The 25015-nt window shown below is 63.8% G+C and carries 22 protein-coding genes; 11 read left to right on the top strand and 11 right to left on the bottom strand.

From position 1 onward, the window contains the following. Positions 1–45: 45 nt before the first annotated feature. From AC2T4A_RS19770 to AC2T4A_RS19780, 3 genes are read left to right on the top strand one after another with little or no spacing between them, the layout of a single operon-like run. Positions 46–351 carry a DUF6482 family protein gene (locus AC2T4A_RS19770; protein ID WP_024766865.1) on the top strand — a complete coding sequence of 102 codons (306 nt, stop codon included), beginning with the start codon at positions 46–48 and terminating at the stop codon, positions 349–351. Continuing rightward, entirely contained in the window at positions 348–1889 is a 1542-nt protein-coding gene (locus tag AC2T4A_RS19775) for a cryptochrome/photolyase family protein (RefSeq protein ID WP_045217879.1), read from the top strand. The genes AC2T4A_RS19770 and AC2T4A_RS19775 overlap by 4 nt, the downstream gene beginning before the upstream one ends. Next, positions 1886–2041 carry a DUF2256 domain-containing protein gene (locus AC2T4A_RS19780; RefSeq protein ID WP_081754091.1) on the top strand — a complete coding sequence of 52 codons (156 nt, stop codon included), beginning with the start codon at positions 1886–1888 and terminating at the stop codon, positions 2039–2041. Before AC2T4A_RS19775 ends, AC2T4A_RS19780 begins: the two co-directional genes overlap by 4 nt. Here AC2T4A_RS19780 and AC2T4A_RS19785 read toward each other — a convergent pair. The 7 genes from AC2T4A_RS19785 to AC2T4A_RS19815 all read right to left on the bottom strand — a co-directional run bounded on the left by AC2T4A_RS19785 (position 2006) and on the right by AC2T4A_RS19815 (position 7539). Further along, entirely contained in the window at positions 2006–2497 is a 492-nt protein-coding gene (locus tag AC2T4A_RS19785; protein ID WP_045217880.1) for a DUF2878 domain-containing protein, read from the bottom strand. The genes AC2T4A_RS19780 and AC2T4A_RS19785 overlap by 36 nt on opposite strands. Then, positions 2497–3765, bottom strand: a complete 1269-nt coding sequence (locus AC2T4A_RS19790; protein ID WP_045217881.1) for an SAM-dependent methyltransferase — start codon at positions 3763–3765, stop codon at positions 2497–2499. The genes AC2T4A_RS19785 and AC2T4A_RS19790 overlap by 1 nt, the downstream gene beginning before the upstream one ends. After that, positions 3737–4552: a DUF1365 domain-containing protein gene (locus AC2T4A_RS19795; RefSeq protein WP_045217882.1), complete on the bottom strand. Its 816-nt coding sequence runs from the start codon at positions 4550–4552 to the stop codon at positions 3737–3739. Before AC2T4A_RS19795 ends, AC2T4A_RS19790 begins: the two co-directional genes overlap by 29 nt. Then, positions 4549–5796, bottom strand: coding sequence for an NAD(P)/FAD-dependent oxidoreductase (locus AC2T4A_RS19800; protein WP_218435926.1), 1248 nt, complete (start codon positions 5794–5796; stop codon positions 4549–4551). Before AC2T4A_RS19800 ends, AC2T4A_RS19795 begins: the two co-directional genes overlap by 4 nt. Before the next feature lie 3 nt (positions 5797–5799). Continuing rightward, positions 5800–6555 (bottom strand): SDR family NAD(P)-dependent oxidoreductase, encoded by a 756-nt coding sequence (locus AC2T4A_RS19805; protein ID WP_045217884.1) that lies wholly within the window; start codon positions 6553–6555, stop codon positions 5800–5802. Further along, positions 6552–6974 (bottom strand): nuclear transport factor 2 family protein, encoded by a 423-nt coding sequence (locus tag AC2T4A_RS19810; protein ID WP_045217885.1) that lies wholly within the window; start codon positions 6972–6974, stop codon positions 6552–6554. The genes AC2T4A_RS19805 and AC2T4A_RS19810 overlap by 4 nt, the downstream gene beginning before the upstream one ends. 112 nt (positions 6975–7086) lie before the next feature. Continuing rightward, positions 7087–7539: a PAS domain-containing protein gene (locus AC2T4A_RS19815; protein ID WP_045217886.1), complete on the bottom strand. Its 453-nt coding sequence runs from the start codon at positions 7537–7539 to the stop codon at positions 7087–7089. A 122-nt stretch (positions 7540–7661) separates the two neighbouring features. On the opposite strand from AC2T4A_RS19815, the gene AC2T4A_RS19820 reads away from it, so the two are divergent. From AC2T4A_RS19820 to AC2T4A_RS19830, 3 genes are all read left to right on the top strand, one after another. Beyond that, on the top strand, positions 7662–8564 hold the full coding sequence (locus AC2T4A_RS19820) for a MerR family transcriptional regulator (RefSeq protein WP_045217887.1): 903 nt from the start codon (positions 7662–7664) through the stop codon (positions 8562–8564). Positions 8565–9058: 494 nt separating this feature from the next. Further along, the gene (locus AC2T4A_RS19825; protein ID WP_486741586.1) at positions 9059–9679 is read left to right on the top strand and encodes a tyrosine-type recombinase/integrase; all 621 of its coding nucleotides are present in this window, start codon (positions 9059–9061) and stop codon (positions 9677–9679) included. A gap of 481 nt (positions 9680–10160) precedes the next feature. Then, on the top strand, positions 10161–10370 hold the full coding sequence (locus AC2T4A_RS19830; RefSeq protein ID WP_045217843.1) for a cold-shock protein: 210 nt from the start codon (positions 10161–10163) through the stop codon (positions 10368–10370). Positions 10371–10827: 457 nt separating this feature from the next. Here the strand turns inward: AC2T4A_RS19830 and AC2T4A_RS19835 are convergent, their stop codons facing one another. Next, complete coding sequence (locus AC2T4A_RS19835; protein ID WP_082085932.1) at positions 10828–11082, bottom strand: PRC-barrel domain-containing protein; 255 nt, start codon at positions 11080–11082, stop codon at positions 10828–10830. 251 nt (positions 11083–11333) lie between these two features. Here AC2T4A_RS19835 and AC2T4A_RS19840 point away from each other — a divergent pair, with 251 nt between their 5' ends. Further along, a complete protein-coding gene (locus AC2T4A_RS19840) occupies positions 11334–12071 on the top strand; it encodes a Crp/Fnr family transcriptional regulator (protein ID WP_045217844.1) in 738 nt (245 codons plus the stop codon). A 7-nt stretch (positions 12072–12078) separates the two neighbouring features. Here the strand turns inward: AC2T4A_RS19840 and AC2T4A_RS19845 are convergent, their stop codons facing one another. Next, on the bottom strand, positions 12079–20589 hold the full coding sequence (locus AC2T4A_RS19845; protein WP_218435892.1) for a glycoside hydrolase family 94 protein: 8511 nt from the start codon (positions 20587–20589) through the stop codon (positions 12079–12081). Between the two features lie 383 nt (positions 20590–20972). Between AC2T4A_RS19845 and AC2T4A_RS19850 the strand changes: the two genes are divergently transcribed. Further along, a complete protein-coding gene (locus AC2T4A_RS19850) occupies positions 20973–21278 on the top strand; it encodes a hypothetical protein (protein ID WP_052969624.1) in 306 nt (101 codons plus the stop codon). 96 nt (positions 21279–21374) lie between these two features. Beyond that, the gene (locus tag AC2T4A_RS19855) at positions 21375–21776 is read left to right on the top strand and encodes a response regulator (protein WP_052969625.1); all 402 of its coding nucleotides are present in this window, start codon (positions 21375–21377) and stop codon (positions 21774–21776) included. A gap of 13 nt (positions 21777–21789) precedes the next feature. Here the strand turns inward: AC2T4A_RS19855 and AC2T4A_RS19860 are convergent, their stop codons facing one another. Further along, positions 21790–22095: a hypothetical protein gene (locus AC2T4A_RS19860; protein ID WP_045217845.1), complete on the bottom strand. Its 306-nt coding sequence runs from the start codon at positions 22093–22095 to the stop codon at positions 21790–21792. Between the two features lie 229 nt (positions 22096–22324). Further along, entirely contained in the window at positions 22325–22567 is a 243-nt protein-coding gene (locus AC2T4A_RS19865) for a hypothetical protein (RefSeq protein WP_143514267.1), read from the bottom strand. Positions 22568–22776: 209 nt separating this feature from the next. Between AC2T4A_RS19865 and AC2T4A_RS19870 the strand changes: the two genes are divergently transcribed. Both AC2T4A_RS19870 and AC2T4A_RS19875 read left to right on the top strand, forming a co-directional pair. Next, positions 22777–23283, top strand: a complete 507-nt coding sequence (locus AC2T4A_RS19870) for a hypothetical protein (protein ID WP_045217846.1) — start codon at positions 22777–22779, stop codon at positions 23281–23283. Between the two features lie 568 nt (positions 23284–23851). Next, positions 23852–24838 (top strand): slipin family protein, encoded by a 987-nt coding sequence (locus AC2T4A_RS19875; protein WP_082085933.1) that lies wholly within the window; start codon positions 23852–23854, stop codon positions 24836–24838. The last annotated feature ends 177 nt before the right edge of the window (positions 24839–25015 follow it).

Genomic DNA, 25015 nt, shown 5'->3' on the forward strand with positions numbered 1-25015 from the left:
GGCGCACACCTTTATTCCGACGGCCGTGCCGGCCAGGAGTACTCCATGACGTTGCAGGAATTCGCACAGGCCGCCACGGCCGGGCATATCCAGGCTATCGAAGTGATTTCGCTGGAGGGCGGATTCTATGTGCTGCAGGCGCGCCTGGCCGAGGGTTTGCGGCCGATTCGCGGCGAACGCGAGCAGGTGCTGCAGTTGCGCTCGACCACCGAGGTACGTGCAGTGCTGGCCGAATGGGCGTCGCTACCCTGCGAGCTGGTGCAGCATTGCGTCCACGACGAGATCTGCGCTTCACATCCGACAGCCGTTGCGCCGCTTCGTGTGCCACTTTCGCTGGAGCGCCGCGAATGATGGAGAAGCCACGCCGGCTCGGTCTGCTGCTGGGCGATCAGTTGAGCTTCGAGCTCTCGCTGTTCGAGGCGCTGGACCCCGCCCAGGACGCGATCCTGATGGCCGAGGTGAATCAGGAGGCACGCTATGTGCCCCATCATCCGCAGAAGATCGTGCTGATCTTCAGCGCCATGCGCCACTTCGCCCAGGCGCTGCGCGAGCGCGGTTGGCGGGTGATCTACGTGACGTTGGACGATCCCGACAACAGCGGCAGCATCGCCGGCGAAGTCGAACGCTGGCATGCCGCTCTGGGTGAACCGCAGGTGCATTTCACCGAATGCGGCGAGTGGCGGCTGGAGCAGGCGCTGCGAGACAGCGCGGTGCCGCTGAGCTGGCACGAAGACCGCCGCTTCCTGTGCAGCCGCGAGGAATTCGCGCGCTGGGCCGGGGCGCGTCGACAATTGCGCATGGAGCACTTCTACCGGGAGATGCGCCGGCGCACCGGACTGTTGATGGAGCCCGACGGCCACCCCGTAGGTGGCACCTGGAATCTCGACGCGGAGAACCGCAAACCGCTGCCGCGCGGGCTGCGAGGCCCGTTTCCGGCGCGCTTCGGGCAGGACGACACCACCCGCGAGGTAATGACCCTGGTCGGCGCGCACTTCAGCGACCACTACGGTCGCCTGGAAGGATTCGACTATCCGGTGACCCACTCCCAGGCACAGGAGCTCTGGCAGCACTTCCTGGAGTTCTCCCTGCCAGCTTTCGGTGACTACCAGGACGCCATGGCCGAAGGCGAGCCCTACCTGTTCCACGCCCGCATCAGCGCCGCGCTGAACATCGGGTTGCTGGAGGTGCGTCAGCTTGGCGAGGATGTGGAGCAAGCCTATCGCCAGGGACGGGTCCCGTTGAACGCGGCCGAGGGCTTCATTCGCCAACTGGTCGGCTGGCGCGAGTACGTGCATGGCATTTACTGGCTGCGCATGCCCGAGTACGCCCAGCTCAACGTGCTGGGCAATCACCGCCCACTGCCGACGTTCTACTGGACCGGCAAAACGGACATGCGCTGCATGGCCCAGGCGATCGGCCAGACCCTGGAGCTGGGCTACGCGCATCATATCCAGCGACTCATGGTCACAGGCAATTTCGCCTTGCTGGCGGGCATCGCGCCCCCGGCCATCTGTGACTGGTACCTGGCCGTGTACCTGGATGCCTTCGACTGGGTCGAACTGCCCAACACGCTGGGCATGGTGATGCACGCCGATGGCGGCTACCTCGGCTCCAAGCCTTATTGCGCGAGCGGGCGGTACATCCAGCGGATGTCCGACTACTGCGGCTCGTGCCGTTACCGGGTCGACAAGGCGACAGAGGAAGATGCCTGCCCCTTCAATGCCCTGTACTGGCACTTCCTCATGCGCCACCGCGAGCGGCTCGGCAACAATCCGCGGTTGTCGATGCCCTATCGCAACCTGCAACGCATGGACGATGAACGCAGCCTGGCCCTGTGGCAACACGGCGAGGCACTGCTCGCGCGCCTGGATGCGGGGCAGGCGCTATGAGGAAATCGGTGCTGCCGCAAAAGATCTGCGCCGTCTGCAGCCGCCCTTTCACCTGGCGGCGGCGCTGGGCACGTTGTTGGGATGAGGTGCTTTATTGCTCCGAGCGCTGCCGACGCTCACCGGCCAAGCGCGAAGCGCAGCATCAGCGGTAGCGCGGCCGCCCACACCAGCGCCAGCAGCAACGCCGACCACGCGATGCCCAGGGGTAGGCCCACTCCTGCCAGCGGTGCGCCCGCACAATACGCCAACGGCCCGCCCAGAGCGCCCAGGCAGGCGCCGCGCCAGACCGGTCGCGCGGCCCAGGCCAGGCTGTGGCGCAACCCGCTGGCGAACACCAGCCAGAGCAGGACCAGCCAGGCTGGCAACAAGGCCTCGTGAAAATCGAAAAAACCCAGCCAACCCAGCGTCGCATCCAGCACGCAACCGGCCAGGGCTACGCCGAAAACCGCGATGCCCTCCTCCACTTTTCGCCGACACAACGCCAGGTGCGCCAGCAGCCCGAGCGCTACCACACCCAACAGCACGGGCCGCTGCGCCCCGAGCACACAACCCCACCAGCCAAGCTGCAGCCAGATCGCGTTGGCCAGCAGGGGCAGGCGCCGGTGCATCAGGCGTCCAGGTGATCCGCCAGGCTCGCCTTGCGCGCCGCAGGCCCGGCCCACAGCAGATGCGCTACGCCGATGGCGCGCTCCTCGAAGCCGCCCTGGCAATAGCACAGGTAGAACTCCCACAGGCGCTGGAAGCTCTCGTCATAGCCCAGCTCCATCAACTCGGCGCGCGCCTGCCGCAGGTTGTCGCGCCAATGCCGCAGGGTCAGCGCATAGTCCCCGGCAAAATCCTCCAAGTGCACGAGGTTGAGCGCTGTGTGCTGCGTCGCGGTCTGCAGCAGCGTGGTGATCGAGGGCAGCGCGCCGCCGGGAAAGATGTAGCGCTGGATGAAGTCCACCGACCGCCGCGCCTGCTCGTAGCGCTGGTCGCGGATGGTGATGGACTGCAGCAGCATCAGCCCGTCGTCCTTGAGCAAGGCAGCGCAGCGACGGAAGTAGTCGGGCAGGTAGCGATGACCGACTGCCTCGATCATTTCGATGGACACCAGCTTGTCGTAGCTCCCACGCAACTCGCGGTAATCCTGCATCAGCAGGGTTACGCGGTCCTCCAGGCCGCATTCGCGGATGCGGTATTGGGCGCAGGCGTATTGCTGCTCCGACAGCGTCGTGGTCGTCACACGACAGCCATAATGGGTGGCAGCATACAGCGCGAGGCTGCCCCAGCCGGTGCCGATCTCCAGCAGATGATCCTGCGGTTGCAGATCGAGCTTCCGGCAGATGACGTCCAGCTTGTTCAACTGCGCCTGTTCCAGGCTCTGCGAAGGGCTTTGGAACACCGCCGAGGAATACATCAGCGTCGGGTCCAGCAGGCGCTCGAACAGGTCGTTACCCAGGTCGTAGTGCGCGCGGATATTGCGCTGCGACCCGCTGCGGCTGTTGCGGTTGAGCCAGTGCAGCAGACGCAGCGCCGGTCTGGCGAAGAGGGCAAGGCCGCCTTCCATCGAGTCGAGCACGTCCAGGTTGGCGACGAACAGTCGGGTGACCAGCGCCAGGTCAGGGCTGCTCCAGTAACCCTGTATGTAAGCCTCCCCCGCACCAATCGAACCGTTGCACGCCACCATCCCCCACACGGCGTCGTCATGGACGTCGATCACCGCGCACAAGGGGCTGAGCCGGTCGCCGAAGTCCAGCAGGCTGTCGCCACGCCGCACCTGTAGCCATCCGTACCGCAGTTGGCGCAGGCGGGCGATCACCGCCTGGCGGAACAGGTTGCCGGCCAGGGGCGCGGCGGTGCTGGCCTTATCGGCGCTCAGGGTCGGTTCTGACATGGTCGGGCTCCTCGACGGCACGGTGGCCGACACCCAGGCGGTGGTCGCTCGCCTGGTGGTCGTGCAAAGGGATGCGCTTGAACAGCAGGCGCAACGCCTGCCAGTAGATGGCTGCAACGGTGCGCAGGCTCATCCAGGGAAATGCCAGCAGATGCCGCCGCAGCGATGCACGGTCCAGCGGCTGTAAGTGGAGATCGAGCTGGGCCTGAAACACACGGCGGCCGTCACCCCAGTTCTCCATTTGCACATGCACGCGGGACTGATCGAGGTGAAAGCGCATGCGGTACTCCATCTCCCTGGGCAGGAACGGCGAGACATGGAAGGCCTTGGCCACCGCGAATTCCTGGGGCGCGCCGGGCTTCACCGGCAGCACGTAGTGGAAGCGCTCGCGCCAGGGCGTGTTGCGCACCTCGCAGAGGATCGCGGCCAGCCGGCCTTCACGGTCGTGGCAGAAGTAGAAGCTCACCGGGTTGAACCACATCCCCCAGCTACGCAGTTGGGTGAGCAGTCGGATCGACCCCATGGGCGCCTCTCCCAGCGCCTCGTGCAGTAGTGCGCGCACCGCCTCCTCCAGCGGCATCCTCTGCCCTGTCCATGCCGGCAGGTAATCACTCTCCCGCCAACTCAGCGGAGCAAAACGCGAAGCCCGCAACAACGGTGAGAGCCGCATCAGAGACGATTGCTCGGCCAGATCCAGCAGGATCATGCCCACCGGATAGCGGAAGGCATGCTCTCGAGGAAGTAGGCGCCGGTGCGCCACCCACCCACGGCACAGGCTGCTGTTCATAGCCGCTCCCCGAAATGGCCGGCGACTTCCAGGGCGCTAACCACTCCGTCTTCGTGGAAGCCGTTGCCCCAGTAGGCACCGCAGAAATAACTGTGCAACCGGCCCTGCAGCAGGCCGCGCCGCGCCTGGGCCGCGATGCCCTCCAGGCTGAATTGCGGATGGGCATAGTCGAAGCGGGCCAGCACCTTCGCCGGGTCGATGTGCTCCGTCTGGTTGAGGCTGACGCAGAAGGTCACCGGGGCCTCAATGCCCTGGAGCAGGTTCATGTTGTACGTCAGCGCGGCGGGCGCATGCTCCGGACCGCCGAGGTGATAGTTCCAGCTCGCCCAGGCGCGACGACGCCGCGGTAAAAGGCGGCTGTCGGTATGCAGTACGACTTCGTTGCTGGCATAGCCGAGAGCCCCGAGCACCGCCTGTTCATCCACGTTGGGCACCTCCAGCAGAGCTAGGGCCTGGTCGCTGTGGCAGGCGAACACGACCTTGTCGAACCGCTCGCTACCCGCGGCGCTGTATATCTCCACGCCCTGGGCGTCGCGCCTGACGCGATGCACCGGGCAGTTCAGGCGGATACGCTGGCGATACCCCGCCGTCAAAGGCGCCACATAGCTGCGCGAGCCGCCCTCCACGACCCGCCATTGCGGCCGGTTGTTCACCGACAGCAGGCCATGGTTGGCGAAGAAGCGCAGGAAGAACTGCAACGGGAAATCCAGCATGCGGGTGCGCGACATCGACCAGATAGCCGAGCCCATGGGCACGATGTAATGCTCGATGAAGCGATCGCCATAGCTGCCGGCGCGCAGGTAATCGCCCAGCGTCAGCGTCAGTGGAATGCGCTGCTCGGCGTGGTCTTCGAGCGCTTCGCGGTTGAAGCGCAGGATGTCCTGCAACATGCCCCAGAAGCCGGGCGAGAGCAGATTGCGCCGCTGGGCGAACAGGGTGTTGAGGTCGTGGCCGTTGTACTCCAGGCCGGTGGCCGGATCGTGCACGGAAAAGCTCATCTGGGTCGGCCGCGAGGCGACGCCCAGGCGATCCAGCAACTGGATGAAGCTAGGATAGGTCCAGTCGTTGAAGACGATGAAACCGGTGTCCACGGCGTAACGCTGGCCCTGCCAGTCGACATCCACGGTGTGGGTGTGGCCACCGATCCAGTCGGAAGCTTCGAAGACGCAGACCTCATGGGCGCGCGCCAGCAGATGCGCGCAGGTGAGGCCGGAGATGCCGCTGCCAATGATCGCGATGCGCATGCTTCAGGCCTCCGCGGGGCGCCGTGCGAGCCGTCGCCCGAGGCCCAGACGCCAGCTCGAGGGCAGCGCACCCAGCAGCCGCAGCAGCAGAGTGAAGCCGCGCGGGAAGGCGATCTCCAGCGGGCGGGACTCCAGACGCCGGGTGATATGCTCGGCGGCACGCTCCACCGGCCAGATCATGGGCATGGGGAAATCGTTGCGCCGGGTCAGCGGCGTATCCACGAAGCCGGGGGTCACCAGGGTCGTATCGATGCCCTCGCCCGCCAGGTCGATGCGCAGCGATTCCAGTAGGTAACGCAGCGCTGCCTTGGACGCACCGTAGGCACCGGCGCGGGGCAAGGCCAGCCAGGTCACCGCGCTGCCGACGACCACCAGGTGCGGTCGGACGCCCCGGCGCAGCAGCGGCAGGCACGCCTGGATGCAAAGCGCGGCGCCCAACACATTGGTCCTGACCACGCGCTCCACCAAAGCCGCGTCGAACTCCCCAGGCTCAAGGTATTCGCAGGTCCCGGCATTGAGCACCACGCGGTCCATTGCCCCCCAGGCCTGCTCGATCCGGCGGACAATGTCGGCCACCTGAGCGGCCTCCGCGATGTCGCCAGGCACTACCAATACGCGCGCTCCGTGCCGCTGGGCCAACGCATGCAACGGTGCGGCCTGGCGTGCCGTCACGGCCAGGCTGTGGCCCTCGGCGAGCAGCCGTTCGGCCAGCGCTGCGCCGATGCCACTGCTGGCTCCGGTCAACCAGAGGCGGCTCATGCCAACCTCCGCTTGAGCCAGGCGATGACGCCACCCATGGCCGGAAGATGCTCATAAAGCAGCGCGCCGGCATCGAAGTAGTCCCGATGAAAGTCCACCCGCTCGCCCCAGCGCAGATGGCTGCAACCTTCCACAGCGATCAGCTTGCCGCCCGCCAGGCGCGGATGACGAAAATACAGGGTCCAGCGCAGGTAGCCGTGCCCCTGATCGACCTCATCGAAGCCGTGAAAGTCGTAGCGCAGCTCCTGCACGTTGGCGTAGAGCGACTCGAAGTAACGGCGTAACTCGGCTAGGCCGTCCAGCCGGTGCAGCGGATCCTGGAAGCACACGTCCTGGCTGTAAAGGTCGTCCAGTCGGTGCAGACTGGCGGCGTCCAGCGAGGCAAAGCAGTTGGCGAAGGATTCCAGGAACAACGACATGGTGAGCTCCGGCAAATCCTGTACAACCTTTAACTTTCGTACAGGTATAAGCGAAGCCTACGGCATTAATTGTACAAATCAAGCAGAGTTGTACAATTTTTCGCGGACATAATCAGTTGCCGGGGTTCAACGCGGCCAGCCGGCTCTTCAGCGCTGCGACCTCGACCTCCAGCTCGCGGACGCGCTCCTGAGCCGCGACCTCTCGGCTGACATCGCGCTGGATACCGATGAAGTACGTGAGCTGGTCCGCTTCGTTGCGCACCGGCGTGATCGACAGCTCATTCCAGAACGGGGTGCCGTCCTTGCGGAAGTTGCGCAGCACCTGGCGGCAGGGTTGCCCGGCGCGGATCGCTTCGCGCACGACAGCCAGCCCAGCCTGGTGCCGCTCGCTGCCCTGCAGGAAGCGGCAGTCCTGATAGAGAATGTCGTCGACGGCGAACCCGGTCAGGCGCTCGAAGGCCGCGTTGGCATAGATCAGGATGCTGTCCTCTCCCTCCTGCTCGGCCACCACGATGCCGTCGTTGGAGGCTTCGACCATCAGTTGCAGGAGCTTGGCGTTGATCATGGGTTGTTTATCCGGTTCACTGCGATCCGCCTAGGGTAGTCGGGCCACCGGGTACTGCCTAGCTCGGCCACAAACCTTGCCGCTGGTTTACAATCCTGGCTCCTTCGCCGCCTGGCCGCGCCATGAACGACCTCTCCGATATCGACCCCAGCGATCTGCTGCCCATGCGCGAGGTTGTGCGCCTCACCGGCATCAACCCGGTGACCCTGCGGGCGTGGGAACGCCGCTACGGTCTGGTCAGCCCGCTGCGCACCGATGGCGGGCACCGTCTGTACACCCCGCAGGATCTGCAGACCATCCAGGACATCCTGCTGTGGACGGGCCGGGGCATGGCGGTCGGCAAGATCGGCGAGTTGCTCGCCCAACGCCAGCGACAAGAGCCGGCCCAGCCCGACGATGAGCGCCTGCAGTGGCGCGAGGCGTTTTCCCGAGCCACGGCGACGTTCGACCAGAGCGAACTCGACAGGCTCTACGGCCAGGCCTACAGCATCTTTCCCAGCGCCACACTGCTGGAGGACATCCTCCTGCCGCTGTGGCGTTCCCTGCTGACGCTCAATGCCTTTGGCGCCCGCAGCCAGTGGGCGTTCCTCGACGCTTTCCTGCGCGCCCGCGTCCTCCTCCGCTTGCAGATGAGCCGCGCGCTCGGCGCCGGCGTACTGCTCGCCGATGCGGCCGGGACGACGCAGGAATTCGAATTGCTGGCCACCGGCTTGCTACTGGGGGGTGACGACCTGCGCGTCCAGCCCCTGGCGCCGGGGGCGCCGCTGGACGAATTGCCGCTGGTCTGCGCGGCGATGCAGCCGGCCGCGCTGGTGCTGCTCGCCCACGTTGCCCTGCCGGCCGATGCAATCAAACGCCTGGAGCGATTACAGATGGCGATTGAATGCCCACTGGCCTTGATCGGCGAAGCGGCGCAGGACATTGCCAACGCCGCTGGGGGAGTGCCCATCGTAGCCCTGGGAAGCAGTCCGGCCCGCAGCGCGCAGAAGCTGCGATTGCTGCTGCGCGGCGCCTTGCAGCTGTAAACGCACGCGGTCGACGCCCTGGCAAGCTGTACAACGCGAAAAGCTCGTACAGGATGCGGGACGCACGGCTCAACCCCAGCGCCGGAAAAGAACGCCCGCGTTCACCCCGCCGAATCCAAAGCCATTGGACAGTGATTACTCCAACGGCATGGGCCAGGCGCTGCCGCTGACCGGATTCAGGCTTTCGGCCGCAGAGGATATCTCCTGTCGCGCCAACAACGGAGCGGCATCCGCCGGTAGGCTGCCGGTACTGGGCGGGCTGTTGGGAATGGACAGGGTGCGGCGGTTGGCACCCGTTTTGGCACATTGTGCGGCTTGTCCTTCGGGCAAGTGTACTGGTCGCGGTGGCGATTGCGGGAGCCCTCCATGGCGATACGAGCTGCTCGCTTCTAGCTGAGCAGCGACATTGCGACCGTATGTCTGCTAAGGGTCGGAAGCGGCCCTGAGATCGCATGCGATGCACCCTAGCCCTTCACTCATGTGGAGGACAAATCATGGCCACACCCGCAACGAAAGCTCGCGAACCTTGGAACAAGGGCAAACTGGTCGGCCAAAAAGCACCGCTACGACTTGGGGACATTTGGGCTATCAGAGTGCGACTTGAGATCGCAAACAAGGAACGTGATCTGGCGCTGTTCAACCTCGCTATCGACAGCAAGCTGCGAGCCTGTGATTTAACGAAGCTGCGCGTCAGAGACATAGCTCACGGCGATCATGTGTCGACGCGCGCGATGGTGATGCAGCAGAAGACCCAGCGACCGGTGCAGTTCGAAATCACTGCTCAGACGCGAGCATCGGTTGAAGCTTGGATCCGAACAGCTTGCCGTCGTAACGACGATTTCCTTTTTCCCAGTCGTGTTCGAATTTCAGCTCACATTTCCACGAGGCAGTACGCCCGCATTGTGAAAACCTGGATAACCACAATCGGCCTCGACCCCACACTCTACGGAACCCACACGCTTCGTAGGACCAAAGCATCGCTGATCTATCGCAGAACAAAGAACCTGAGAGCAGTGCAGTTGCTGCTCGGCCATACGAAGCTGGAGAGTACTGTTAGGTATTTGGGTATCGAGGTCGACGACGCTCTGGCGATGGCGGAACAAACTGAGGTTTGACCATGCATCCGCCTGGGTGCTGGCCGCCTGCGTAACGCTACCCCCGGCAATCAACTGAAAGAGTCCGGCACCGTGAGCCGGTGCCGGCCATATGCCAAGCTGCAGCCAGACTCGCTACGGGAGGACTCTTTGTTCATATGCACCCAACTTACTGGAATGAATCTGGATCGGGTATCTTTCCCACCAAGTTCAATCCCATTAGGGAAACATCCCCGCAACTGCGACCATCAAAACCTCTACCCAACATCTCAGAGAAGTCAAAAAAACAGAAAGACCAAATAAAAAATCATGAAATACATAATATCGATGCTCATCCAGCAGACCATTCATCCGAATAATCAAAATTAATCTTAAAATCCCTGCAAACCTCCCCGCTCGCTGTATAATTTAATTCCTCTGCCGTGTTTAGCGGCTCCGTCTTGATGCATGACGCCCATCTCCTCGGCCACTTCACTCTGCAGCCATTCCCGTGGAGATCATCATGGCTATTCGTCAGAATGGAACCGTAAAATGGTTCAACGCAGTAAAAGGTTTTGGCTTCATTACCCCCGAGATGGGGCCGGACATATTCGTCCATTTTCGAGAAATCGACACTCCAGGCTTCAAGTCACTGGATGAAGGTCAGCGCGTGAGCTTCCTGGTGGGCGTTGGCCCTAAAGGTGACCAGGCCGAGCAGGTTAAAGTACTGTGAAATCCCCAGACCCCGCTAACTGCGGGGTCTCTCATTGGGCTCAAGCCATGCGATTCTCAGGAAAATAGCGGGGATTCGACATGAAAGAAAAGCGATTTGGGCAAAGCCTTAATATTGCAAGCAGTTGCCTGACACAGGCGATAAATGATCTTGTGGCAGAAGAAGTCAGTTCCGAATCCTCCACGAATAGGGAGAGTCTCGCCAGAATCAGACAACAACTTGAATGTGTCGCCGTGATCATGGACTCACTCAAGCGGGCCAATATCCAGTCAATCTCGAATATATTTCCAATCCGCTGATTAAGAATCATCTGGCCGGCTTCAATTTAGCCAAAAAGGCAGGGCACGGCCAGGCACAATCAATCAGAAGCTGGGAGCTTCGACTGGCGCGGCTTCATAATGATAATGATTAGGTATTTCCCGCCCAATGTCGAATGCTGCATGTCCTGCCAATTATCCTAGTCGAACCCCGGCGCGCTGCTCAGGCGGTCCAGATCGACGTCAAGCACGAAGCGCTTGTTCGCCGTATCCCGCCTCCATGGAACTGCAAACAGTTTTTCTCCCATCTCCAGGATTCCGCCGAATGACAGCCCGGCACAGGCAACTTGCCCACTTTGCGAATCCAGCACGATTTCCTTGAGGCCGCCAAGGCCTTCGTCCTCGGAGTTGCAGTTGTCACTCCCGATGAGCCTATCTGCGCCCGGCCGGGGCAGGAATGGTCATCGGCGACTATGCCGTTATGGCTCGTAAATACCGCAGTAATCGCGATCTTTAATGTTCACGCCCACCCTGGAACGATGCGATGACAGGGTCGTACAAGGCGCCAAATCAGCATCCGCCGCCGCAAGCTCCAGGCTGCGCGCAAATAGGAGCCCGGTCTGTGCGATAGGGAACTTTGCACCACCGGCAAAGGCCTGAAATTGTATGCTTGAATAGTCGCGATACGCCCCGTGAGGAGGCCGCCATGCGAGAGACTCCCTCCCCCGCGCAGAACCATTTACTGGCCGCACTCCCCCGAGAGGTTCAGGAACGCCTCTTCCCCCATCTGGAGCTGCAACGCCTGGAACTGGGCAAGGTGATCTACGAACCCGGTGATGCGATGCGTTACGTGTTCTTCCCCACCGACTCCATCATTTCGCTTTTGTACGTGATGGAAAGTGGTGCATCGGCCGAGATATCCGTGGTCGGTAACGAGGGGCTGGTCGGTATAGCCGTCTTCATGGGCGGCGAGAGCACCCCCAGCCGCGCTATCGTGCAAAGCGCCGGCAGCGTTTACCGGCTCGCGGGGCAACGAATGAAGGACGAGTTCAGTCGCCACGGCGACATGCTCATGTTGTTGCTCCGCTATACCCAGGCATTGATCACTCAGATGGCCCAGACGGCAGTCTGCAACCGCCATCACTCCATCGACCAGCAACTCTGCCGCTGGCTGCTGCTGTCCCTCGATCGCCTGCCCGGCAACCAGCTGATCATGACCCAGGAGCTCATCGCCAACATGCTCGGTGTACGGCGAGAGGGCGTCACAGAAGCGGCCGGCAAACTGCAGAAGCAAGGTGTGATCGAGTACAGCCGGGGGCGGATCACCGTGCTGGACCGCCCGCGCCTGGAGGCATTGAGCTGCGAGTGTTACGCGGTGGTGAAGGCGGAAACCGACCGTTTGCTACCCTACGTTCCCCGTCGTCCAGGCCATGCGGCGGAGTGACACGAGTTTACAGGAACAGCTCGAGGCGATGCTCGCCAACCGCCAGCGGCACCCGCACCGGGCTTTCGCCGCAGACCAGTGAAAGGCCATCCAGAAGCGCACGCTGGATGCCGCGGCAGTGCGTCCCGGCCGAGGCCACGACGATGCTGTAATGGCAACTATCCACCGTCACGCTGGCGTCGAACCCCGGCCAGTCCAGCGGAATACACGGATCGATGAGCAGACTTGCACCCTCGCGCCGGAGCCCCAGAATCCCTTCCACCCCCGCACGGTACATCCAGCCAGCGGAGCCGGTGTACCAGCTCCAGCCACCACGCCCGACATGGGGTTCAACGGAATAGACATCGGCCGCGACGACATAGGGTTCGATCCTGTAACACTCCACCTCTGTTGCGGTACGTGCATGGTTGATCGGGTTGAGCAGGGAGAACAGCCCGGCCGCCTTGTCGCCCTCACCGAGACGGGCAAACGCCAGGATGCTCCACATCGCCGCATGACTGTATTGCCCGCCGTTCTCGCGCAGGCCCGGCGGATATCCCTTGATGTAGCCAGGATCGCGCGGCGATTGATCGAAGGGTGGAGTGAACAGCAAGGCCAACCCCTCATCCTGACGGATCAACCAGCGCTCCAGCGAAGCCATGGCAGTGGCTGCGCGCTCGGGATTCGCGCCGCCACAAAGCACCGCCCAGGACTGGGCGATGGAATCGATCCGGCATTCGTCGCTGGCCGCCGAACCGAGCCAGGTGCCGTCGTCGAAAGTCGCTCGGCGATACCACTGGCCATCCCAGCCATGCTCCTCCAAGGCCAGCTGCAGCGCCGCCGAATGTTTCCGCCAGCGCACGCACCGCACCTCATCACGCCCCTCGGCCAGCGCTCCGAAGCGCTCCAGGGTATGCAACAGCAACCAGCCGAGCCACACACTTTCGCCCTGCCCGCCGACGCCCACACGGTTCATTCCGTCGTTCCAGTCTCCGCTCCCCATCAGTGGCAGGCCGTGGGCGCCGGCCATCTCCAGGCACTGGTCCAGGCCACGAGCGCAGTGCTCGAACAGCGAGGCGCTCTCCTCCGCAAGCATCGGCTGGAAAAACGTATCGCTCTCGCCAGGATGCAGCTGTGGCCCTTCGAGGAAAGGCAGCATTTCGTCGAGCACCGCAAGGTCCGCGGATGACTCGATATAGCTGGCACAGGCATAGGCCAACCAGACCCGGTCATCGGAGATTCGCGTGCGCACTCCCTGCCCCGTCTGTTCCAGCCACCAGTGCTGCACATCGCCCTCGACGAACTGGCGCCCGGCGGCCCGCAGCAAGTGGTGGCGGGTCAGCTCTGGGCAGGCGAACGACAGCGCCAGACCATCCTGCAACTGATCACGGAAACCATAAGCACCGCTGGCCTGGTAGAACGCCGAACGGGAATGGATGCGGCACGCCAGCGTCTGGTAGAGCAACCAGCCGTTGAGCATGAGGTCCATGGCGCGATCAGGCGTGCGCACCTGGACTGTGCCCAGCCGCTGCTGCCAGTGCCGTGTCACATCGGCCAATACCGCATCGAGATCGATGCTGCGATATCGCTCCACGAGACCACGAACCTCTTCGTCCGATCCGGCTTGCCCCAGCAACGCCAGCACTTCCACGGACTCGCCGACACCCAGCTCGACGATGCATTGCAGGGCAGCGCAAGGATCGAAGCCAGCGCCGGTGGCGCCCGACAACGCCGCGGCGCCGAGTAGCGCCCGAGGAGCCGAAAGGCTACCGGCAGGGCCGATGAATTCGCCGCGATCGGCGGTCCAGCTGCTCTGCCGCCCGCCCAGGTCGGCGAAAGCCAGCCGCTCGGAATAAGCGATGCTCCACGGGTTACGTGCCAGTAGCGCGCCGCTGTCGACATCCACCCCAGTCAGGATGAAAGGGGCACAGGCTCCGCGCGCGGTACCCAGTACCCATTCCACGTAAGCCGTCACCGATAGCCGGCGCGGCCGGCCGGAGGTATTGCGCAGTGTGAGCCGCGATATCTTCAGCGGGTCATCCAGCGGCACGTACTGCAGCAGTTGCGCCTCGATACCGTGGGCCGTGTGGCTGAACCGGCTGTAGCCGAAACCATGGGCGGCGCGGTACAAGCCTGCGTCGCGGATCGGCCGGGCGGTAACGCCCCACAATGCCAGACTGTCTTCGTCGCGCAGGTAGAAAGCCTCACCTGCAGGATCGATGACCGGGTCGTTGGACCAGGGGCTGAGCTGATTGTCCCGGCTGTTGCCGGCCCAGGTGTAGCCGCTGCCTTCCGCAGAGACCTGGAAGCCGAACGCTGGATTGGCGATCACATTGATCCACGGCGCCGGGGTCGTGTGGCCATTGTTCAGAATGATGTTGTACTCGCGCCCGCCCAGCGCAAAGCCGCCCAGCCCGTTGAAAAACTCCAGCGGCTCATCACTGCTCGCTCCCTCGGTCGCGGGCAGCAGCGGCAAGGCCGCCGGTGCATGCCGGGCGGCAGACGGCCGCGGCTTGGCCGGCGGCAGACGCCCCAGGTGGGCAGCGATGGAGCCGCGGCGCGCCATCAGGTTGACCCGCGCCACGGCGTTCAGCAGTTCCCGCGCCTCCACGGTCATCAGGTCGGCGCGCAAGGTGTACACGGCGCCGCGCGAGGCCTGGCCCTCGCTGCGTTGACGCGAGGGGCTGCTGCGTACGGCGGTTTCGATGGCGGTCTGCAGATCCTGGACATAGGACGAGGCTCGTTCGTTGACGATCACCAGGTCAACGTCCAGGCCCTTCATCCGCCAGTACTCGCGGGCGCGCAGGAGCTGCCGCAGCAGCGACAGATCGTCGATTTCGTCGATGCGCAACAGGACGATCGGCAAATCTCCGGAAATCGCCAGCGGCCAGAGCCCGGACTGGCGCCCTGCGCCGCGCCGGAGGGCTTCCTGCGGTGCCCTCCAGCGATAATCCGCATAGAGAATCGGCGCCGCCAGGCGCTGGAAATCGGCGGCTTCCTCGGCATCGATGCCCAGGTCGCGCAATTCCACCTGGGCCTGGGTCCAGGCCAGGGTCTTGGCGCGTTCGAAGGCGTTGCGTTCATGGTGTTTGTCGATCAGGTCAAGCAAGGCTTCCCGGGTACTGGCTACCAGTGTCCAGAATGCCACCCGTGCAACCTTGCCAGGCGCCACCCGCAGGCGCAGGCGGAGGGAGAAAATCGGATCGAGCACGCTGCCCTGGGAGTTGCCCAGGGCACGGTGGCCCAGAACTGCCTGCGCCTCCCGCAGGGTTCGGCCACGGCCGAGGAAGCGGGCGCGGTCGGACTCATACTGCGTCTCGCCGATCAACTCGCCCTCGACCACTGCGAAATGGGCCGCCCAGATCGACGGATCGTCCGGCGAGCGCAGGCGTCGCGTGGCGACCAGGGCGCCGAACTCGGCAAGGTATTCTGTCTGCACGAACATCCGCGAGAACACCGGATGCGCGCCATCGGCTGCCGGCGTTGCCAGCACCACTTCGGCATAGGAAGTCAGTTCGATTTCGCGTGCGCGGCGACCATGATTGGTCAGCGACACCCGCCGCACCTCGCCATCGTCCTCGCCGGACACCAGTACTTCCAGGCTGGTCAGCAGCGCGGCGTCGCGATGGATGAACTCGGCGTGGTCCTCGTCGAACAGTACCTCGCCATTCTCAACCGGTTGTCCGCCAGGCTGCGCCGTGGCCGACCACAGTGCGCCACTCTGCAGGTCGCGCAGGAAGATGAAACTGCCCCAGTCGTCGCAGGTGGCATCCTCGCGCCAGCGCGTCACTGCGATATCTCCCCAGCGGCTGTAGCCGCCACCGCTGGCAGTCAGCATCAATGCGTAGCGGCCGTTGGACAGCAGATGAGTGATCGGCGGCCCATCGAGCATTGCATCGACTCGGCGCAGCGTGGACGCATCGGCAATGGTGTCGCTGGGCGCTACCGTTACTTCCTCGGCGCGGGGATGCCCCAGCGCCACATCGCGCGGGACGCGCTCCTGCAATAGCAGTTCGCTGGCCTGGATCATCGGCTCGCGATGCAGGCGGCAGCGCATGCGCCCGTGCTGCAGGGTATTGGCGATGGCGACGATGCTCATGCCCTGGTGGTGGGCCATGAAACTGCAGACGATGGCGACGCTTTCCCCGTCCTGCAGGCGTGAGCGGGTGAAGTCCAGAGCCTCGTAGAAGCCATAGCGGCCGAGCGCACCGACAGCCGTCAGGTGATCGAAATTGCGCTGCGCCCCTTGCGCATCGACCATGGTCGCCAGCGCCGTGGCATAGGGCGCTATGACTACGTTCTCGGCCAATCCGCGTTTGAGACCAAGTCCCGGCACGCCGAAGTTCGAATACTGGTAGGTGAATTCCAGATCGCGGGCGTTGTAGGCCGATTCGGAAATGCCCCAGGGGATGCCCAGCGCGGCCCCGTAGGCCTGCTGCCGCGCCACGACAAGGCGGTTGGTCTGCTCCAGCAGGCTGCCGGCCGGCGCCCGCATGACCAGCGAGGGCATCAGGTACTCGAACATCGAGCCGGACCAGGAGATCAGCGCCGAGCCACCGGGCACCGGCGTGGCCGTGCGGCCCAGGCGGAACCAGTGGCGGGTCGGCAGATCGCCCTTGGCGATGGCGAACAGGCTGGCCAGGCGCGCCTCGGAGGCCAGCAGGTCGTAGCAACTGGGGTCCAGGCGATTGTCGTCCACGCAATAGCCGATGGACAGCAGCTTGCGCTCCTGGTTGAGCAGGAAACCGAAATCCATCTCCAGAGCCAGCCGGCGCGCCGTATCGGCCAGGGCCTGAAGGCGTCGGTCCAATGCCTTTTCATCGCCATGCCGTCGGTCTCGGCTGTGCTCGGCGAAGGCCCTGCGCAGTGCGTCGAACCAGAACGACAGGTCGCCGACCTCCTCGCCAGCCGGCGCGAGGCCCGCGACGCAACGCACGGCCTTTTCCGCGCGGTGCCCAAGGGCGGGCAGCAAGGCGTCGAGCGATTGTGGGCCGGTGAGGGCCCGGTGAATCTCCCGCACGTCGTCCTTCACCTGCAGCAACGCGACATCTTCAGCCAGCGGCAGCGCTGCGACGGCTTGCCGTGCCAGGTGCAGGGTGTCGAGCAGGCCCTGGCGGGCTTCCTCCACCAGCGGGCTGGCGCGCCACTCCTCGCACGCGTTGGCCAGCACGATCAGGTGCCCAGCCAGGTTGCCGCTGTCCACCGAGGACAGGTACCTCGGTTCGAGGGCTCGCAGGTCGCGGGTTCCGTACCAGTTGAAGAAATGGCCGTGGCTGCGCGGCAGCTTCTCCAGCACCGCCAGGGTGCCCTCCAGGCGCTCCAGTGTCTGCAGGCCGCCGGCCCAGCCGAAATCGCGAGCGGCCACCGCGGACAGCAGGTAGAGGCCGATATTGGTAGGCGAGGTGCGGTGAGCCAGCACAGGCCTGGGCTGCTCCTGGAAGTTGTCCGGCGGCAGTAGATTGTCCGCCGGCGTGACGAAGGTCTCGAAGAAGCGCCAGGTTCGCCGTGCGCACAGGCGCAGTGCGGTTGCGTCATCCTCCTCCAGGCCCGAACGACGCGACGGCTGCGTGGGCTTGCTGCTGTAGAACGCGAGCAGAGGCGCGCTCAACCAGAGCAGGGTCAATGGCAGGATCAGCAACCAGTTCGCCGGCTGCAATGCCAACCCGGTGATGCCGGCCGATGCGGCGAGGGCCGTCCCGCCGGCCATCTGCCGATAGCTGCCGAGCCAGCCAGGGCGCGGCTTGCGTGAGGACTGTGCAGCAGTGGTCCACTCCAGCAGGTTGCGCTGGCTGACGTACATCCGCCAAAGCGTGCGCAGGATGGCATCGACCATGCTCCAGGCATCGTTTGGCAGAAAGGCCAGCGACAGCAGGATCTGCAGCAACGCACGACGGAAGTCGGCGCCGAGCATGGCGAAGTGGCTGCGTAATCGAACACCGGAGCGCGCTGGCAGCAACGCGCAGTAGATCGGCAGTAACGGCGGGATCGCCTGGGTCAGAATGACCAACGTCGCGGCCAGCAGTGCCTGCGGCAATGGCAGCCACCAGCAGAGCAGCAGGCTGGCCAGGGCGAAGGGCACGACCAGCGACCGGCGCAGGTTGTCGAGCATCTTGCAGCGGCCGATCAACGGCATCGCCTGCGGCCCGCGCCAGTGGCCGAGCATCGACGGCAATAGCTGCCAGTCGCCGCGGGTCCAGCGGTGCATACGCCTGCTCGCCACATCGAAGCGCGACGGCGACTCTTCGACGACCTCGACATCCGACGCCAGCCCTGCGCGGGCGAAGATGCCTTCGAAGAGATCATGGCTGAGCAGTCGATTGTCCGCGACCCGGCCGGCCATCGCGCGCTCGAAGGCATCGACGTCATAAATCCCCTTGCCGGTGAAGGAGCCTTCACCGAACAGATCCTGATAAACGTCCGACACCGCCGCCGCGTAGGGGTCCATGCCTGCCGGGCCGGAAAAGACGCGCTGGTACAACGAGCCCTCCCCGCCCATCGGCAGCGATGGCGTCACCCGCGGCTGGAGTACCGCGTGGCCGTTGATCACTCGCTGCTGCAGGGCATCGAAGCGCGGCTGGTTCAGCGGGTGGCCCATCTTGCCGATAAGGCGCAGGGCCGCCTCGCGGGGCAGGCGAGTATCGGCGTCGAGGGTGATGACCAAGCGTACCTCGCTCGGCACTCGCGGCGGCTCTCCGGCAATCGCCACGAAGCTGGTATCGGTGGCGCCGCGCAACAGCCGGTTCAGTTCATGCAACTTTCCGCGCTTGCGCTCCCAGCCCATCCAACAGCCCTCGGCAGGGTTGAAGCAGCGCCTGCGAAACAGCACGAAGAAGCGCTGGCCGCCGGGACCCTGGCCGTAATGCCGATTCAGGCGGTCGATGGCCGCAGCCGCAACAGCGAGCAGCGGTGCATCACTGGGCAGGATCTCCTGTGGCGCGTCGACGCCATCGAGAATCAGCACGAAGGTCAGGTCACCGCCGATACCCGCGAGATGGTGGACCTCCAGCCGCTCGATCTGCTCCAGCAGATCGGCCTCAGTGGTCAGCAAGGTCGGCACCGCCACCACGGTGCGCAACGCCTGTGGCACGCCGGCCAGGAGTTCCAGCGCAGGCAGCGTTATCGCGCCAAAGCTCCAGGTCACCAAGCGGTTGATGAGTGCCGTGGCCACTTCGGTCACCGGAACGCAAAGGCAGGCCAGGAAGGCCAGCATCCAGCCCCAGGAGGGCGCAGGCTGATTCAGCAGATGGAATACGAATCCCAGCAGCACCAGGCTGAGCAGGCCGATGGTACCGATGTAGCCGCCCATGCCCAGGCGCACGCTGAAGCGATTCAGGCGCAGGTGCAGCGTCGGGCTGAAGCCGATGGCGCGCTCCAGCGTCGGGCGGCCTTCAGCAATCAGATGAAATCCGGGATCGAATTCACGGCGGGGGTCTTCACCTTCCGAATGATCGGCCACAGCCTGACGGCAAGCCTCCAGGGCGTGATCGACCACCTGGAGCTCGTCCAGGCAAGAGCCGCGCGCCAACTGTTCGATGGCGCTGCGATAGAGGTTACGAGTGGGAAAGTCCATGGCAGCGAAGTTGCTGCCGTCGCGCAGCCGCGCGTCGACCAGACTGACGTTCTCGAACAGCTGTGCCCAGTCGATATCGGAGATCAGGCGCATGCTGGTGATCACATTGCGCACTGTGACATTGGAGGCGCCCAGGCGCTGCTGCGCATGCTGGACCGCCGCTTCGACGCTGACGCCCTGTTCGTGCAGGCGCTCTTCGAGCCAACCCAGTGTCGGTGTCGTGCGCGGGTCCTGGTCGCGCATGCGTTTGGCCAGTTGGGCGGAGAACACCTCGGAAAGCGGACCAGTCGAGCGCGCGGCGATATCCGCCTCCAGCGCCGAGCGAGCGTGCCCTGGCGAGAGCAGGCGCTCGGCCAGGGCATCGGCATCGGCACGGGCTATGCGGCCGGCGCTGATCTGCTCGGCCAGGCGCCGCAGGTTCTCGATCAGGACGATGCGCAGGGTGATCGCCACCGCCCACAGTTCGCCGATGGTCAGTGGCTGGACTCGCTGGTAGGCATGGATGAAGCGCTGCAGCAGCTCCACATCGAGGTGGCTGTCGGTGTGCGCCACGAAGGCCCAGGCCAGGCCGAAGACCCGTGGGTAGCCGGCGAACGGTCCATCGGCGAGCTTGGGCAACTGCCGGTAGTAGCCAGGCGGCAGGTCGTCGCGGACCTCACGGATCTGTTCTTCGACGATGTGGTAATTGTCCAGCAGCCACTCGGCAGCCGGTACCACACCATTGCCCCTTTCCAACTCGACAGCGCTGGCCCGGTAGGCAGCCAGCAGGACACGGGCGTTGTCATCCAGGCGCACATGCAACGGCAGTACACGCCTTGGCGTATCCGTCACTTGTTGTGCCAGGGCCAGGCTCTGCGCGTGCTGTTCGAGCCGTTCGATGCCGAAGAGTTCTTCGCGAACCGGTACCAGACTGTCCCAAGGAGGCTTCGATCGGCCGCGGCGCAAGGCCCGGAAATGGAGCGACATCATGGCAATGCTCCGGAAGTGCGGCGGAAACCTGGCAGGTCGACACGAGCGCCAGGGTGGCACGTACAGAAAAGGCCCCCTATGTCGGTACCCGGAGGCTCCTGAAGTGGGGCATACCTGACTCCAACCTTCGCAGACCAGGACTACGACGTCGGTGCGGTTGCGCACTTAAGGGCCGCCTGAGGCTCGGCTCGGTGCCTGCCAGGCGCATTGATCATTCTTATCGCACTATTCCAATGAAAGGCAGGTCGTCTAATCAATGGCCTGTGTCATTGCCTCCCCCCACAGGAAACGCTGGTTCCGTTCCATGCATCGAATGCACGTCCAGCCCCCGAGCGCCGATACGTCTCAGGGCAATTCGCTAGTCCGCTGAAGAGGTGACTGTCATGGAATCGAACGACATCAATGCACGGTTCTACGAGGACTTGCGCCATCTGATCGCGCAATCGGCGTTCACGCCGGACAGTCCGCAGGATGTGATCGCCCGCTACATCCTCGCCCATGGCTTTGCGGCGCTCTCCGAGACCCAGTTGCAGCAGTTCTGCACCGAGTTGCTACCCATGCTGGAGGAACTGGGAGTGGAGGCGCCGCATCAGATAGAGGCCACGTTGCCGGAGGAAACCGCGGCCACATCAGCCCGTGCGGAAGACCAGGCGCCGAGCTTGCCCGGGGATACTGGAGGCAAGCCATGATGGGCGCCCGCACACCAGCAGAGGATCACATAGCCGAGCGCTCCCTGTCCCACGGGAGCTTTCAAGCATTGGCAACCTGGACTGGATGACAACGACATGGGCAGTATTTCACCGCACATCCTCCTGCTGGAGGACGAGCTGACCGTCCGCATTCTGATGACGCAGATCCTGGCCAATCTTCTCGACGCGCAGGTCACCGCCTTCTCCAGCGCCGAAGATGGAATCGAGTACCTGAAGCAGCCGGACACGCGGGTGGATCTGATCATCACCGACATTCAGATGGTCGGGCTGCTCGACGGCTACGACGTTGCCAGACTCTCTCTGCGGCACTGTCCCTCGACGCCCGTCGTGATCACCTCGGGACTCAATGGGCCGGAGCGCAGAAAGCCGCTCGAGAACTCGACGTTCCTGGCCAAGCCATGGGACCTCGCAACGCTCGAGGGCACTCTTCGTGCGCTCCTGGAACGAAGGACGCCTGGTGGTGAGGAGGAGCCCTGATTGCAATCGACGGCTACTGACACTCGAAGTCCAGGCTCTCATCCTCGGTAACTCTGCGTGCCGGAACCTGTGCTTCCTCTGCAGGCGGGGTGAAGACGAGGGCCAGCTCTCCCTGCAACGATTGACTGAGCGTTCTCAGCGCTTGCGCGCCTTGCAGGCAATGCTGGCCGATGCCCACGAACGTAATCCCCTCCCCCTGCAGCAAGGACATGAGCTGAAGGCTGATGGAGCCCATGGCGGACCGAGAGAGTGCGCATGAGTAACCCGGAAGCCAGGTGTCGAGCATTTTCCCGGCAGCGATCAGTGACAATCTGTTCATGGGCTCTGGTGACCTCCATCGTAACCGGCAGCTGCACGATCAACGACGCGGCCTGCGCCGAACCACCGGCGTTTCTTTCACCCTGATCTGGCGATTGGCCTGCGGCACAGGGTGTGTCGTCATGGACAGCTGACGCCATGCCCTCCTGCAGAGAATCACCGCATGCCGCCATTGGCGCCGCAGACCCGCCGCCACACTGCGTTTTCTGTAGTCATCCATCGATGGCGCATCACTGGTCATGAACATCTCCGGCGCGGCCGGGCTTCGTGCCCTTCTCCGGTCGATAGGTCGGATTTCCAGCAGAATCGACCTCCAGCGATTGCTGGAGTACCGCTTCCGCTCTGGTCTTCGGATTGGAGTAGTTATCTGAGCCCGGCAAACGCGGCGCTTCGTTGCGTCTGCCTTGCGGATGAGTCTTCCCCTTGGGTTCAGCGGCGCCGCCATGGGGGCCTTGCTTGCCTGTCTGGTTCATGGTCGCCTCGCCGCGCTTCCCACTCCTGCACCTTGCAGAGTGTGGAGGGAGCGACAATGACAACCTTTCACCAGGTTGTCGGTGCGGTAGCCCACTTGCGCTGGTCACCCAATAACGGGCACCGGTACGTGCGTTAACAGACGGACCGACGCATTGGCTTCGCGGATGCTGGAAACTGGTTCGAAAAGTCGCACTCCAGGAGAGCAACCATGACCCACTACTGCCATCAGGTCTCAGGTGTGTTCACCCGACGATCACAGGCCGATTGCGCGAAACAGGACCTGTTGGGGTTAGGCATTCGTCTGGACCGAGTGCGCATATTCGACAACCAGGAACTGGTGCCCTCCGGGCGCCTGCGCGCGAAGAGGCGCCCCTTCAGGCAAGTCATCAAGGGCGTTGCCGTAGGGACGCTGTTCGGCCTGCTGGTCAGTGTGCTGTTCGCAATCGCGATGACGAACGCCGGGGCAGGCCTCTTCGGCGGCTCGCCGCTACTTGAATTGCTGGGCTGGGGTGCTGTCGTGGGAGGGCTGGCGGGCGCAGCAATCGGCGCTTCGGCGAACGTCAGCCAGGACGACCATCCCTTCGGGTACACCCTCTTGCCAGGAAATGTCGTTCTGCTTGCCGAGACCCACTCGGCGCGCGAAACCCTGCGCGCCTTCGAAGTCATCGAAAGAGCGCCCGGAGTCGGTGCGCACATGGACATCAGCCTGGTCTGAGTTGGCACATGACGACGCAGCGGGCGACGCCGGGCAGCCGACGAACAACAGCGTCAGGATGGCCCTCCGTGCGCCATCGCACGCTCGGTGGGGACTACTCCTCCGAGGGATCGACCGGAGGCTTGGGCGGAGCCTGTGATGGTTCTTCAGCCGGATTAACCGAGGGCGGCAGCGGCGGCTGCTTCTTGTCGCGATCTCGAAATGAATATCGCTCGGCGGGAGAGCCATATTCACCGCCCGGCAGTGTGGGCCTGACACCACCACCGGTTGGCGACGGGCTGTCCGGAACTGTTCCCGGTTGTTTTTTCATGGCGACCTCTGGTGAACCGATCACTGCTAATCGCCAGGACGTACCGAAACGCCAGGCCAGCTCGGTGTTGACGGAATGCAACCATGGCAGGTCGCAACTCCTGGCGTCGGTACGCAAGCGCGCTTAACCCCTCACAAAGACCGGCAGTGCTCGCGGGGACCTTCCCAGCGGATTGCTCCAGTGGTCTAGCGCACAGACAGACGAACGCCTCAGGCGCAATCTTCAAATGAGCGTTGCGCTTGAATGCGGGAGGACACCATGAACCCCATCACCCTCTTCATCGTCATGGTTCTGACGGCCATCGGTGCCGTCCTCATCTACCTTGGCCACTCGGTTGTGGGCATCGTTGTGCTGGTGTGCGCACTGGTCGTCTCGCTGTCCCTCAAGATGGCCAATACCTGGCAGAAATTCGTCGTGTTGCGCGCAGGCAACCTGCAAGGCGTGCGCGGCCCCGGACTGTTCATGATCATTCCGGTCCTGGACAGCGTCGTCGCTGTGATCGACGAGCGAATCCAGACCACGGCGTTCAATGCCGAGCAGGCACTGACCCGCGATACAGTGCCGGTGAACGTCGACGCCATCATCTTCTGGCACGTGCACGACGCCCGCAAAGCGGCACTGGCTATCACCGACTACCGGCAGGCCATCGACCGGGTAGCACAGACCTCTCTGCGGGAAATGATCGGCTCGTCGATGCTGGCCGCGCTGCTATCCGATCGACGCAGCTCCGATCAGCAGTTGTGCCGCGAGATTGGTGAAAAGACCCAGGAATGGGGTGTCACCGTTGGCTCGGTGGAGATCCGCGACGTGGCCATCCCGGTGGCATTGCAGGACGCCATGTCACGCCAGGCGCAGGCCGAACGCGAGAAGCAGGCGCGAATCATCCTGGGCTCCGCAGAAGCGGAAATCGCCGGACGATTCGTGGAAGCAGCCACGATCTATGCCGGCCAGCCTACGGCCCTGCAGTTGCGCGCAATGAACATCATCTACGAGACCACCAAGGAGCGCGGAACCACCATCCTCATTCCCAGCTCCATGGTCGACAGCATGAATCCGACCGTTGCCGTCGCAGCTGCGGTGGCCGCCCAGGCCGGTACGATCCGTGCCAGCGACGAACCTTCGCATGAGAGTCCGCGAGTCAATGTGCAGGCGAACATCGACAGACCATCAACGATGGGGCGCAGCCAGGATGAACGCAGCACAGCGGGCGTGCACGCCGAACGGGTTGATGCAGCCGTTCCTTAGACAGGATTTGTCCGCTTCCGGCCAAGAGCTGTCGTTGATCGGCTACAGAATCGGTCTCTATTGCGCTTGGGCGTTGTAATCAACCGGTATCCATCCCGGAGATCAAAAACGGATTGAAGCAAGTTGACAGGTTAGTGCAGCCACCTAAGCCAAATGCCCGCAGAGGACAATGGAGAC

It is taken from the genome of Pseudomonas sp. PVC-3-1, assembly GCF_057444315.1.